Genomic DNA, 13500 nt, shown 5'->3' with positions numbered 1-13500 from the left:
GAAGAATTAAAAGGGCACATGAGTGCCCTTTGGGAAGATACTTGTTAGAAACTGTAAACCAAAGTAAGTGAAGTTTCTGTATCAGTATTTTCTTTGCCATCCGCAACGTCAGAGTTGTGGATAATGTTATATGCCACTTTCATTTGAAGCGAACCATTTATTTTGGTTAACAGCGCCGTTTCAGAGGTTGTCTTAGTATTTGTATCACCGTATTCAATCGCGATAAGCTGTGTAAAACGCGCATTTTCTGAAATTTGCCACTGGTAATCTAGTTTACCGACACCAATGAACTCGCTTTCAGAAGTACCAGCTAACAATTCACCATCATCGTCAAGTTCAGTGCTATCGTCTTGGTGCTCGAAGCGCTTTACACCAGGACCGATTTCAGCGTTAAGATACATATCGTCATTTTCGAATAAACGTTGACCGTAACCCACTGAAATAACTGCTTCGCTACGGTAAGCACCAAAATAATCTGAAACATAAGAACCAAACACAAATAGGTGGCTATTATCTTCGTTTAACTTATAGTTGCCTTGAACTGACGCGGAGTATTTTTCATTGGTACGAGATGTAATGTCTACACCAGCATCGTTTTCACGCGTGTCTTCTTTATAGAAGCCATCTAACTTGTACTCGTTGTTCCAGTTAGTTAGATTGTGTTTAGCTTTGATCCCGCCTTTAAGCGTTGTTGTCTCAGTGTTACCACTGGTGATTATCGCACCAACTTCACTGGTTACATCCCAAACTTTCTGTGGTTTCTTAGCTTTACCTTCTGCTGCTGCATTAGCGCTGGCAGCCATAAGAATACAACAGGTTAAAACCTTCAATTTCATTTCTAACTAACCTTTTTACTGATCTTTGTGTAGGTGAACATCCATTTGCGGGAATGGAATGGTAATATTAGCTTCGTCTAGCGCAATCTTAATATTTTCCACAAGCGTGAAATACGTTGGCCAGTACTCTTCTGTTTTAACCCAAGGACGAACAACAAAGTTAACACTTGAGTCGGCAAGCTCCAGCACTGCTACCGTATAAGCTGGCTCTTTCAAAATACGTGATTCATTGTCTAGTACAGACTTTAATACCGCTTTTGCTTCTCGTAGATCGGCGTCATAGCCAACACCAATTACAAGGTCAATACGACGTGTTTTTTCGCGTGAGTAGTTAACGATCGCACCGGACATAATGGCAGAGTTTGGCATTACAATTACTTTGTTATCAGGAGTACGAAGCTCTGTAGAGAAGATTTCTATCTTTTGTACACTACCGGCTTTGCCGCCAGCTTCAATATAGTCTCCTGACTTGAACGGACGCAGCATAATAATAAGTACGCCAGATGCAAAATTAGAAAGTGAGCCTTGCAGGGCAAGACCAACAGCCAAGCCTGCGGCACCTAAAATAGCAATGAATGAGGTGGTTTCGATACCTACCTGAGATAATGCCATAAGCAGCGTCGCGGCAAAAACAATCGCATAAGCAATATTGGCAACGAATGAGCCTACCGCTTTATCTACTTTGCGTTTACCAAATGCTTTTTCAGTGAGATCAGCACTAAGCTTAGCTAGTTTTAAGCCAACGAAGAAAATTATTAGTGCTATAACGCCTTGAAGCACATAGTGTAAGATTAAATCTGAGTTCTCATTAACCCATTTCCAAACAGCTTCCATACTCATCCCCCTTTTTATATTAAGCAGTTATTTATCATTAGATCGGCTGGATCATACATAGGATATATGAATATTTGCTGTATGCGGAAATAATCTCCGAAAAAAAACTTTTATTAAGTTTTTTCGATATTTCCCTTTGCATTTGGAAAAAACTTATGTATTATGCGCGCCACACCAGACAAGGTGTTCAAGTCTTTTGTGGCGGCTGTAGCTCAGTTGGTAGAGCCCTGGATTGTGATTCCGGTTGTCGTGGGTTCAAGTCCCATCAGTCGCCCCACTCTTTTTATAAATTCATTCCCATTTTATATTTTTACGCACACATCACTCCTACACAATAAACACCAAACATCTGCGTAGCAGCGATTTTATATCGCGACTTAAGAATAAAACCCTCGCTACATAAAGTAGCTCCTACACGACCAACACCAAACAATAAGCACCAGACACCAGCGTAGCAGCGATTTTATATCGCGACTTAAGAATAAAACCCTCGCTACATAAAGTAGCTCCTACACGACCAACACCAAACAATAAGCACCAGACACCAGCGTAGCAGCGATTTTATATCGCGACTTAAGAATAAAACCCTCGCTACATAAAGTAGCTCCTACACGACCAACACCAAACAACAAGCACTAAACATCTGCGTAGCAGCGATTTTATATCGCGACTTAAGAATAAAACCCTCGCTACATAAAGTAGCTCCTACACGACCAACACCAAACAACAAGCACTAAACATCTGCGTAGCAGCAATTTTATATCGCGAAAAAGATCTCAGCATTAAACCGGTTTTGCAGGTAAGGGAGTGATTTAGGCATAAAAAAAATGCCACCTTATTCAGGTGGCATCACACACGGGATTATTTCTACATACATAGAAATGCTTTACATTTTCTTGCTACGCTTTCTTTTTGATCTTATGACCTTTCACAGCGTAGAAGATTATAAATAGATAACAAGGTAACATTACAAGGTGTGCAATTTGCTGTGATTCCACTGTGCCAGATGTGCCCTTAGCTAAACCTAAGAATACTGGACCGAATGCACCACCGGCAATACCCATAACCAATAAACCAGAGCCTACACTGGTTAGCTTGCCAAGTCCAGATAATGCGAGCGGCCAAATAGCAGGCCACATAATGGCATTTGCTAAACCTAAAATAGCGACCATCAATAGAATATCAGGCAACGCTGATAATCCAAATAGATTTGAAATGACAAATGAGTCTGGGCTGCCAAATGAAATTGCGAGCGTGAGAAGCACACCAAGCACGGCAGATGCTGTTAACGCCCTCTCCTGCGATATTACTCTCGGGATCAATATAATACCCAAAATATAGCCCGTAACCATACAAGCCATAGTATAAGAGGTCATCACACTATATTTTTCAACACCCAGCGCTAACGCAAATGAACCAATCGTATCACCAGCAATCACTTCAACTGCAACATACAAAAACAGTGCGATCACACCAAGCTTTAGATTAGGATGAGATAGCGCTTCTCTCACTGAGCCATGTTCTTCTTCATCATCTTTTTCTATTTCAGGTAGTGGTGCAAACTTAATACCCAAGGCAAAAATACCAATAAATGCAGCCAAGCCTAAATATGGCCCGATAAGACCGTTTGCCATTGCATCGATATCAGCTTGAGTCAGCTCTTTACCTGCCATATCAGTAAAGTTACTCAGCACCAACGCGGTAAATACAAGCGGCGCAACAATACCAGCACCTTTATTCAGTATACCCATAATACTTACGCGCACAGCTGCTGACTCTTCAGGTCCAATACGCACCACATAAGGATTTACAGCAGTTTGTAATAATGTTTGCCCAATACCCATAGTAAATTGAGCAAACAAGAACAATGCAAACATTTGTGTTTTAGCCGCTGGAATATATAGCAACGCTGCACACATCATCATCGCAATTGCGATGGCCATACCATTTTTATAACCCACCTTACGGATAACTAGAGCGGAAGGAACCGCTGTAAATGTCACCGCAATATAAAAAGAGAAAAGAATAAATGAAGATTGGAGAGGAGTTAGTTTTAGTACTTGCTCCAAATATGGCATTAGTGACCCATTAAGCCAAGTCACAAAGCCAAGAATAAAAAACATGGCTGCGACAATTGCCATAGGGATCGCGTTACTTCGTTTTGTTGTATTCGACACGGTAGCTTCCATAAACATTACTCATCGTTTATTGTTTGTATGGCTTTTTGCCTTGTTATTTTTTGCTTTGCTCACTGCTTTTTTACAAAAATGACAGCGCTGACATTTAACTTTACGTTAAAATCTATTTCATTACCAGTTAGAATTTGAGCAAAATTATCACCAAAAAAGGGCCATTGCCCTTTTTTGCGATAAACTGAATACGAGGGTTTATTTCAACCCTGTGACACGGCTCGTATTTTTTTCTCCGGCTCGCGTTCTCAACAATACCTTACTTTCATCTGAGACACTCATCTGATCAGTATAAGGCTGCCAAGATTCGCCATTGTCTAAGCTCACTTCAATTGTAAGATAAGGGAACGCACTATTCGCTTCAAGTTTACCCAGCACCACCTTGGCACCAGGAACTGGAAGGTTTGGCTTAATGCCATCGTTTTGTAACTTTGCAATCTCTTTTAAAGACAAGGCTGCGGCAAAGGTTGAGAAGTCCTTGTTTAACTCTTTTTGGTTAATACGACGCCCTTCCCAATCCGCTTTATGCCAAGCACGCTCCGCAAGCGAAAGCAAACGAGGGAAAATCAATCGTAACACTTGGTCTTCCGAGCGAATGGTCTCACTCCATATTTGCCCTTGCATACCAAGGATATTTTGCGGTTTTTTAAGCGCGGGCAACTCTCGACCAACTAAGGCTTCTAGGTTCACGATAGGCTCACGGTTTCGCGTGAAGTCCGCATTCGCATAAATATTATCTGGCATATACGAAAATGCTTTTTTCGTATCTGTGTAACGAGTTGCCCAATAATAGCCGCGCTCTTCAGGGTGCGCTTCATAAGGGTGATCAAAGTACAAATGTGTACCGTGAGACAAAATAACTTGGTAATTGTTGTTTGCAAAACGGTGGGCTCTGTCTGCAACGCCCCACTCCCAAATGTTATCCCAAGTATTTACCAAAAACTGTGGATTTGGGAATTCATCACGTTTAAAGGTCGTCGTGGTGTTATACATTAAACCATCTTCCCAAGCGGCAGGGGTGATCCCACGCTTAGCAAGCAATTTTGCAACTTTTTGAGTAAAGTATGGTTTTAAATCATTAGGTCCAGCCACTCCGTTGTCGGCGACCGCAAATAGCTCATTACATGCTGGTGATTCAGTCCATGAGCCCTTTCCAACCTCATCGCCACCAAAATGGACTGTCGTTAACATAGTGCCAGCATCGCGATACATTTCCTGCAGTTCATATACCACCTTCTCCATAAAGGCATAGCTTGAGTCCAAGCAAACATTAATAGAGTTATCAGTATAGAGTTGCACGGTTAGATACTTTGAAGTGTCATCAATATCGTTCAGAAGATAGGCTTTGGCCTCTTGTGCTTTACCTGCTTCCATCAATTTGTGATAACGCGCTTCCATCGACTTAATCGCAGCACGAGCATGTCCTGGGCTTTCGATTTCTGGAATGATCTCAATATGACGCGCGGTGGCAAATTTAAGTAACTCTACAAAGTCCTCGCGAGACAGGTAACCATTTCCACTTCCCGTTTTGAAAGGACCTGTGCCCAACTGAGTCAGTAGGCACTCACGCTCTTGTAAATCAAAACAACGGAATGCGCCGACTTCCGTTAACTCAGGGAGCCCAGGGATCTCTAGTCGCCAGCCTTCATCATCTGAGAAGTGCCAATGGAACTTATTTAACTTATAACGCGCCATCTGTTCAATTAATTTAAATAACGCATCTTTACCATGATAGTTACGGGCATTGTCGTAATGCATACCACGCCAGCTAAAACGCGGAGAGTCTTTGATCTCTACGTGAGACAAGGTAATTTCATTTTTACTATCGGCAGGAAATAGCGCAAGCAAACTTTGAATACCGTAAAACACACCAGCATTATCAATACCCGTGATTTCAATCACATCATCATCAATATCTAATGTATATGATCCGGCTTGGTTGTAGTCATAATCGCGCCCTAGACTTTTCGCAACTTTAAGACGGATCGTCGGGATATTTCCTTCTGGCACGTGATTAGCTTCAGCTTTTAAATCCAGTCCATACTCTGACAAGTCTTCTTGAAAAACGGCGACTTCTGACTTCAAGCGTCCGGCAAAGCGGATCTGCCAGTTTTTGTTAAGGGTGATTTCGCCACGATTAAAGTCGATGTGCTCAGGCTTTGGAATGATACGTCTTAGCGCATCTTCTTTTGAGACCGAAATATTGCTTTGATTACGTTCAAAACGCAGCGCTGCATTCGCTATCTGCGTGTAATCGGTAGGTGTATTGTATCTTTTCAGTTGGTTCTCACGCTCAAATGGCGCAACGAACTGTGTCATGTCTTCTGTATCAGTATTTGCAAAAATGACCGGCTTATTTTTACCTGACACAATAAAGGCACGCGGCATAAAATCGCTGTATGCAGCAACCCAAGCCGAACCATCAAAAGCTAACTTGAGCTTTTCACCGGCTTTTAAGCCAGCAAACGAATCGGTAGGAGTTATACGATGAAGGTCGCCATTAATATGCTCAAAGCGCAAACCTTCAGCGGTTTCCGTTGAAATATGACGAACTGAGTGCAAATAGATTTGCCAATCACTTTGTCCTTTTGGTAGATCAACTTTTGAATTGTTAGTCAGTGTAATAGCACCGCTAAAGCCCCCAGCACCATTACTAAAGTTATTTTCTACCGCAAATTCAAAATGCGTGTCACTTGCAAATTGCGCTAACTGCTGCTGCGTAAATGATGCGTGTGTATAGAACGAGCACCCAGCAATTATCGCCCCAAGCAAAGTCGTTTTTATTCTCATCTTTTGCTCCCAGTCTTCATGTTCAATTCTAAATGAACATCATTTAATCACTTATTGTTCCTAAACATCATATAAAAGTTAAAATGACAGCGCTATCATTATTTTTTCATATCCTTGTGTTAGACAAAATGAAGCTACTCTGATTTGCCTGTAAATACCATCAAATAGCGATGAACTTGACCTTGGAAATAGCGAGTGTTTGCAGAAAGTGCTGAAATGGATGTGATATTTAGTGAGAACTTCAGAGGGCTGTAATTAGATGTTGTAAAAGCGGCGGATTTACTGCAGGAACACAATAAAACCGCCACGAATTCAAAATGTGAAATTACCAGATTTTCACTCTGTCTTCTGGTTTAAGATACATCTTATCGCCTTCTTTCACATCAAATGCGTTATAAAACTCTGGCATATTCGGCAGCACACCAATCACTCGATAATGACTTGGTGAATGCGGATCTGTCATTAGACGATTACGCAGCTCTTCATCGCGGTATTTGCGACGCCAAATTTGTGACCAGCCCATAAAGAAGCGCTGCTCCCCAGTGTAACCGTCAATAACAGGCGCTTTTTGATCACCTAGTGAAATTTGGTACGCTTTATAAGCGACAGTTAACCCGCCTAAATCACCAATATTTTCACCCAGTGTCAGTTCACCGTTTACACCCGCATCTTCAAACGGTTTAAAACCATTAAACTGCTCAACCAGCTTTTGGCTACGTGCTTCGAATTGTGAAAGGTCAGACTCACTCCACCAATTACGTAGGTTACCATCACCGTCGTACTTCGCACCTTGGTCGTCAAAGCCGTGACCTAACTCGTGACCGATAACCGCACCGATTGCACCGTAATTTACTGCATCATCCGCTTCTAGGTTAAAGAATGGCGGCTGTAAAATCGCAGCAGGGAATACAATCTCGTTATTCACTGGGTTATAGTACGCGTTCACCGTTTGTGGTGTCATCAACCACTCGCTACGGTCCACAGGCTTGCCTAATTTATCGATCATCTCCTGATTCGCAAATTGACTATAACGTACGTAGTTACCGACTAGATCATCAGGATTGATCTCAAGTGCGGAATAATCTTTCCATTTGTCAGGATAACCAATCTTTGGCGTAAACTTATTGAGCTTATCTTTTGCAGCTATCTTAGTTTCAGCACTCATCCACTCAAGGCCATCAATCGCTTGATCAAATCCTTTAATAAGGTTTGCGACTAATTCTTCCATTCTAGCCTTAGCTTCTGGTGGGAAATACGACTTAACGTATATCTTGCCTAGCATTTCACCCAGTACTGAATTACTTGCATCCACCGCCTTTTTCCACGTTGGCGCTTGTTCTTCTACACCCGTCAATGTTTTACCAAAGAAACCAAACTTAAGGTCAACTACATCTTTACTTAGTAACTCAGCGTAGTCATTGGTAAAGTGGAATGTTAAGTAGTCTTGCCATGCTTCTAGCTTTGAATCTGCAATGATTTTAGACAGCGCTTCAAAAAAACTTGGTTGGCTTACAATAAGAGAATCCGTTTTAATACCAAGTGCGCTTAAAAATGCTGATGTATCAAAGTCAGGCATTAATTGATTAAACGCATCATTGCTTAGCTTGTTATAGGTTTTAGTCGCGTCGCGGCTTTCAACACGTGTCCATTGCGCCTCGGCAATTTGCTTTTCTAACTCAATAATATTTAGTGCAGCTTGGCCTGGATTTTTATGACCAGCCTTAGCTAACAATTGTTCGATATAGCGCTGATACTGCTCGCGAATTTTACTAAACTTTTCGTCATCTTTCAGGTAGTAGTCGCGATCAGGTAAACCAAGCCCTGACTGGAACATGTAGAGTGCATTTTCACTTGAGTTTTTAGCGTCATTATTAACATACCAACCGAATGGAGTGCTAGCACCGGTTAAACGCATTTTAGCAAAGATAGCTGGTAGCTCCGATTTACTCTTCAAGTCTAGAATTTCTTTCAGATAAGGCTTAACAGGGTTTAAGCCCAACTCGTTTCTCGCGCCCTCGTCCATATAACTTTGATAAAACGCACCCAACTTTTGCTCATCGCTACCTACTTTAGCTGAGCCATTGCTAGCAGCATTCTCAAGCACTTTACGCAGCGCTTTTTGTGACTCATCATAAAGCTGAGAGAAAGAACCATAATTTGATTTGTCTGCTGGGATTTTGGTTTTCTCTAACCAATGACCATTAACGTGAAAGTAAAAATCATCTTGTGCACGCACTGATTTATCAATATTTTCCAATTCGATACCAGAATTCAAAACCGCCTTTTGTGCTTCGGCTTGTTCCGCTGGTTTTTGTTGTTGTGTTTGCGGTTGTTCGCTACAACCAATCAATCCCAATGCAAGTGCAACACTTGCAGCGGTCAATGATAGTTTTTTCATTTTTATTCCCCTGATAGAGTTTCGCTTGTAAACGTCGTATCCCATTCATCTAGATAAAATAATGCTCAAATTACATACAAATGAATTGAATATAGACATAACCTGATGGCTTGAAAAGAATTCCTTCTAACTGTGTGTCCTCTCAAACTTCAGAGCAACGAAAGTCGTTAGCTGATGTTTATTTACACGTAAGCGGTCATTCACTAGTCTACCGATGCACATAGTGAATGACTATGACTCTGAGTGCTTAATTTAGTAACAAAGTTTGTCACTAATTTTTGCGCGTTTGTAATAATTCAACAATCGCCTTATTGGCCTCAGGAAACGTGAGCTCATGCAACTGTTCAACTGCAACCCACTGAGAAGGCTGCCCTTCTGCGCCATGAGCTTCACCAGAAAAGTCCTCAACATGATGAATGTATAAGCATACGGCTTTATCAGCATAGTCATGCTCAATACGCATTAGCTCAGATGAGTTATAGATCTCAATGCCTACCTCTTCTTGCAGCTCACGTTTCAATGCCGAAAAGACATCTTCACCGGCTTCCATTTTCCCGCCTGGGAATTCCCAAAGCCCACCTTGATGTTGATCTTCACCTCTCAAGCATACAAAGATTTTCTGATTTTTTTCAATCACACCAACGGCGACTTCAACACGTTTTTTTTGCATCATTTACTCCATAAAAAAAGCGACTTAGCGTCGCTTTTTATACAAATTTAGATTTAGGGCCTGTTATTTTAGTTTTCCGCAACACTGCTTAAACTTCTTGCCTGATTGGCAAGGACAAGGATCATTACGACCTACTTTTGGCTCATTTCTATGAGCAACAGACACGCCTTCTGGTGCATCACCACCTACGCGCTCAACCTCTTCGTGTTGATATTCACGTGGTGCTTGCTCACTCTTACGATGTTGCTCTTCAACTTTCTCAACATCTTCCTCAGCACGAACCTGAACTTTACTTAGTACGCTAACAACGTCAATCTTTAAGTTTTCAAGCATTTGTGAGAATAACTCAAACGACTCACGCTTATATTCTTGCTTCGGATTCTTCTGTGCATAACCACGTAGATGAATACCTTGACGAAGATGATCCATTGCCGCTAAGTGATCTTTCCAATGCTGATCTAGGCTTTGTAGCATAACTGCCTTTTCAAAGTGGCGTAATACATCTGGGCCTACCATCTCTTCTTTTTGTTTGTACGCCTTATCAACGTCTTCTACGATACGATCGCGTAGCACTTCTTCATATAGTTTACTGTCTTCTTCAAGCCATTTTGCAATCGGAAGTTCAACATGGAAGTCATTTTTCAAGCGCTCTTCAAGTGCTGGGATGTCCCACATTTCCGCCAGACTTTGCGGTGGAATATACTGATCAATAGTCGCATTCAATACATCTTCACGAATAGCGGTGATAGTCTCTGAGATATCGCCTTCTTCAAGTAGTTCGTTACGCTGTTCGTAAACCACTTTACGCTGGTCGTTAGCAACATCGTCGTACTCAAGTAATTGTTTACGAATATCAAAGTTACGCGCTTCTACTTTACGCTGTGCATTTTCAATGGCACGGTTAACCCATGGGTGCTCAATAGCTTCACCACGTTGCATACCTAGTTTGCGCATCATGTTCGTCATACGCTCACCTGCGAAGATACGCATCAATGCGTCATCCATCGATAGGTAGAAGCGGCTTGAACCAGCATCACCTTGACGACCTGCACGACCACGCAACTGGTTGTCGATACGGCGAGATTCGTGACGCTCAGTACCAATAATATGTAAACCACCTGAAGCCAGTACTGCATCATGGCGCGCTTTCCAAGCGGCTTTAATTTCTGCTATTTGCTTTTCCGACGGATTTTCTAATTTTTCAACATCCGACTGCCAGCTGCCACCCAGTACGATATCCGTACCACGACCAGCCATATTCGTCGCAATCGTTACCTTGCCCGGTAGACCCGCGTCCGCGATAATATCCGCTTCTTGCGCGTGGAATTTCGCATTCAGTACATTATGTTCAATTTTTTCTTTGCGAAGGAAGTGAGAAAGATACTCAGAACTTTCGATAGACACCGTACCCACCAACACTGGCTGACCACGTTCTTGGCAAGAACGAATGTCTTCAAGAATTGCTTCAAATTTCTCTTCTTGCGTCAAATATACAAGATCCGCACGGTCATCACGAACCATAGGTTTGTTGGTTGGGATAACTACGGTATCTAGGCCATAGATTGACTGGAATTCGAACGCTTCAGTGTCCGCTGTACCTGTCATACCTGCAAGCTTGTTATATAAACGGAAGTAATTCTGGAATGTGATTGAAGCCAAGGTTTGGTTTTCGTTCTGAATACGAACCCCTTCTTTCGCTTCAACGGCTTGGTGAAGACCCTCAGACCAACGACGACCTTCCATCGTACGGCCAGTGTGCTCGTCAACGATGATAACTTCGTTATCTTTTACAACGTAATCAACGTCTTTTTGATATAACTTGTGAGCACGAAGTGCCGCGTAAACATGGCTTAGTAATGAAATATTACCTGCTGAGTAAAGCGAGTCACCTTCTTCAATCAAACCACGCTCAGTCAGTAACTCTTCAACTTTGATTTGACCACGCTCGGTAAGGTGAACTTGTTTACCTTTTTCATCAATGGTGAAATCGCCATCGCCTTCCACGCCTTCTTCGTCTTCTTTTTCTTGCTGTACAAGATCAGGCACAATTTTATTGATTTCGGCATAAAGCTCAGAGCTATCTTCAGCAGGACCAGAAATGATCAGTGGTGTACGCGCTTCATCGATTAGGATTGAATCCACTTCATCCACAACCGCATAGTTAAGTGGACGTTGTACACGCTCTTCAACACTAAACGCCATGTTATCGCGCAAGTAATCAAAGCCGAACTCGTTATTGGTGCCGTAAGTGATATCCGCTGCATAGGCTTGCTTTTTCTGCTGTGGCATCATGCCTGGTACGTTACAACCTACAGTAAGGCCTAGGAATTCAAAGAGTGGACGGTTGGTCTCGGCATCACGCTTAGCTAAGTAGTCGTTGACGGTAATAACGTGAACACCCTTACCTGAAACCGCATTTAAATACGCAGGTAATGTTGCTGTTAGTGTTTTACCTTCACCCGTTCTCATTTCTGAAATACGACCTTGGTGAAGCACCATACCACCAATCATCTGCACATCGAAATGACGCATTCCAAATACGCGCTTAGATGCTTCACGCACCGTAGCGAACGCCTCTGGTAATAAATCATCTAGACTTGAACCTTGCTCAATACGCTGTTTAAATTCAGCCGTTTTTGCTTTTAGTTCATCATCGCTTAATTTGTCATATTGCTCTTCTAACGCATTGATTAAAGCGACTGTTTTTCTTAGGTTTTTGATGGTGCGATCATTACGACTACCAAAAATTTTGGTAAAAATATTTGCTAACATGTTTAAACCGTTTCACTCTGTGTATTGGCTGACCCATTTCTCTAAGCCAATGTGGTTAAGGCTGGGTCGCGCTTGTCCTGTTGGCGACAAAAGCGTTCCTAAATTCCGGTTTTCATTTTGCCAATTTAGGAGTGAGCATTTTGTATCTTGCCGAGTTAAAATTATGCCCTATCATACCAGACTCTTTGTTTCTGCAAACCTTATTGGGTAAATAATACCAAGTTCAATTGCAAGAAATCTTTACTGTTGGGCGTAAGCGTACCGTTGCAAGTGATAAAGTTTAGTTAGCATCTAACTCGACTCAGTTATTCGAGCACAGAGCTAAGCGCTTTCGACAACAAATGTTGGTACTTTTGGATTTCTCAAAAATTTGTCTCTGATATACTTAGAAGACTGAGAAACCACCAGTACGGAGTAAATTGACTCCGTATTATCCCGATATGGCGGTTATTTTTTATTTTTCAACCTATGGGAAGTAAGTCATTGGCTAAAAATCGCTACAATCCAAAACCGCTTGATGAAGTGATGGGTGGGTGGTCAGATAAACTCAATCAATATGGCCAAAAAAGCGCCCAAGCGGCACAGTTACAGAGCTGCTTGGAAGAGACGCTAGGCCCTATCCTGAGTAAGAAATGCCGTGTCGCTCACTACAAAGAAGGGACACTAACAATAGAAGCTGCTTCAGCAACGCTTGCTACTCGGTTAAACTTTTTGAAAATGGATATTCTCAGTGCATTTAGAAAAGTTGGATTACATGACTGTGCATTGGTTAAAATTACCACCAATCCAGAAGCTCAGCAGCGTCTCACCAACAAGGTGGAATCCCAATCTTCGACCTATCAAGCCAATCGCAGTATGAGCCAAGCCACTGGCGAGCATTTGCTAGCGCTGGCGCAGTCCGCTCCACCATCGCTTAAGGCGAAACTAGAAAGACTCGCTAAACACGCAAACACAACGCAAAAAAAATGACGCCTTTGCGTCATTTTTTATCAAACTGTATTAGCCTAAGAG

General features: G+C 42.1%; 8 protein-coding genes and 1 tRNA gene. 2 read left to right on the top strand and 7 right to left on the bottom strand.

Translation table 11 applies throughout. The features are described from left to right. Positions 1 to 44: 44 nt before the first annotated feature. Entirely contained in the window at positions 45 to 836 is a 792-nt protein-coding gene (locus tag L1271_RS04080; protein WP_010605789.1) for a DUF481 domain-containing protein, read from the bottom strand. A gap of 15 nt (positions 837 to 851) precedes the next feature. Beyond that, entirely contained in the window at positions 852 to 1670 is an 819-nt protein-coding gene (locus L1271_RS04075; RefSeq protein WP_010605790.1) for a mechanosensitive ion channel family protein, read from the bottom strand. A gap of 201 nt (positions 1671 to 1871) precedes the next feature. Between L1271_RS04075 and L1271_RS04070 the strand changes: the two genes are divergently transcribed. Beyond that, positions 1872 to 1947, top strand: a tRNA-His gene (locus L1271_RS04070). 622 nt (positions 1948 to 2569) lie between these two features. On the opposite strand, the gene nagP is transcribed toward L1271_RS04070, so the two are convergent. From nagP to secA, 5 genes are all read right to left on the bottom strand, one after another. Continuing rightward, positions 2570 to 3859, bottom strand: coding sequence for an N-acetylglucosamine MFS transporter NagP (gene nagP / locus L1271_RS04065; RefSeq protein ID WP_353477787.1), 1290 nt, complete (start codon positions 3857 to 3859; stop codon positions 2570 to 2572). 198 nt (positions 3860 to 4057) lie between these two features. Further along, a complete protein-coding gene (locus tag L1271_RS04060; protein ID WP_102056083.1) occupies positions 4058 to 6649 on the bottom strand; it encodes a family 20 glycosylhydrolase in 2592 nt (863 codons plus the stop codon). A gap of 325 nt (positions 6650 to 6974) precedes the next feature. Then, a complete protein-coding gene (locus L1271_RS04055) occupies positions 6975 to 9047 on the bottom strand; it encodes a M13 family metallopeptidase (RefSeq protein WP_235366802.1) in 2073 nt (690 codons plus the stop codon). Between the two features lie 271 nt (positions 9048 to 9318). Further along, a complete protein-coding gene (gene mutT, locus L1271_RS04050; protein WP_010605794.1) occupies positions 9319 to 9717 on the bottom strand; it encodes an 8-oxo-dGTP diphosphatase MutT in 399 nt (132 codons plus the stop codon). A 63-nt stretch (positions 9718 to 9780) separates the two neighbouring features. Then, positions 9781 to 12489 carry a preprotein translocase subunit SecA gene (gene secA, locus L1271_RS04045; protein ID WP_235366801.1) on the bottom strand — a complete coding sequence of 903 codons (2709 nt, stop codon included), beginning with the start codon at positions 12487 to 12489 and terminating at the stop codon, positions 9781 to 9783. A gap of 483 nt (positions 12490 to 12972) precedes the next feature. Here secA and L1271_RS04040 point away from each other — a divergent pair, with 483 nt between their 5' ends. Continuing rightward, complete coding sequence (locus tag L1271_RS04040) at positions 12973 to 13458, top strand: DUF721 domain-containing protein (RefSeq protein WP_227387496.1); 486 nt, start codon at positions 12973 to 12975, stop codon at positions 13456 to 13458. Positions 13459 to 13500: the final 42 nt, after the last annotated feature.

It is taken from the genome of Pseudoalteromonas sp. OF5H-5, from assembly GCF_021530695.1.
In the GTDB taxonomy this organism is placed as follows: Bacteria; Pseudomonadota; Gammaproteobacteria; order Enterobacterales; family Alteromonadaceae; genus Pseudoalteromonas.
The sequence above is the reverse complement of the archived record's forward strand: the minus strand, read 5'-3'. Positions and strand labels throughout refer to the sequence as shown.

Excerpts from the sequence above, each read along its gene's own strand:
- L1271_RS04080 (WP_010605789.1), bottom strand. The coding sequence starts at position 836 with ATGAAATTGAAGGTTTTAACCTGTTGTATTCTTATGGCTGCCAGCGCT.
- L1271_RS04075 (WP_010605790.1), bottom strand. The coding sequence starts at position 1,670 with ATGGAAGCTGTTTGGAAATGGGTTAATGAGAACTCAGATTTAATCTTA.
- nagP (WP_353477787.1), bottom strand. The coding sequence starts at position 3,859 with ATGGAAGCTACCGTGTCGAATACAACAAAACGAAGTAACGCGATCCCT.
- L1271_RS04060 (WP_102056083.1), bottom strand. The coding sequence starts at position 6,649 with ATGAGAATAAAAACGACTTTGCTTGGGGCGATAATTGCTGGGTGCTCG.
- L1271_RS04055 (WP_235366802.1), bottom strand. The coding sequence starts at position 9,047 with ATGAAAAAACTATCATTGACCGCTGCAAGTGTTGCACTTGCATTGGGA.
- mutT (WP_010605794.1), bottom strand. The coding sequence starts at position 9,717 with ATGCAAAAAAAACGTGTTGAAGTCGCCGTTGGTGTGATTGAAAAAAAT.
- secA (WP_235366801.1), bottom strand. The coding sequence starts at position 12,489 with ATGTTAGCAAATATTTTTACCAAAATTTTTGGTAGTCGTAATGATCGC.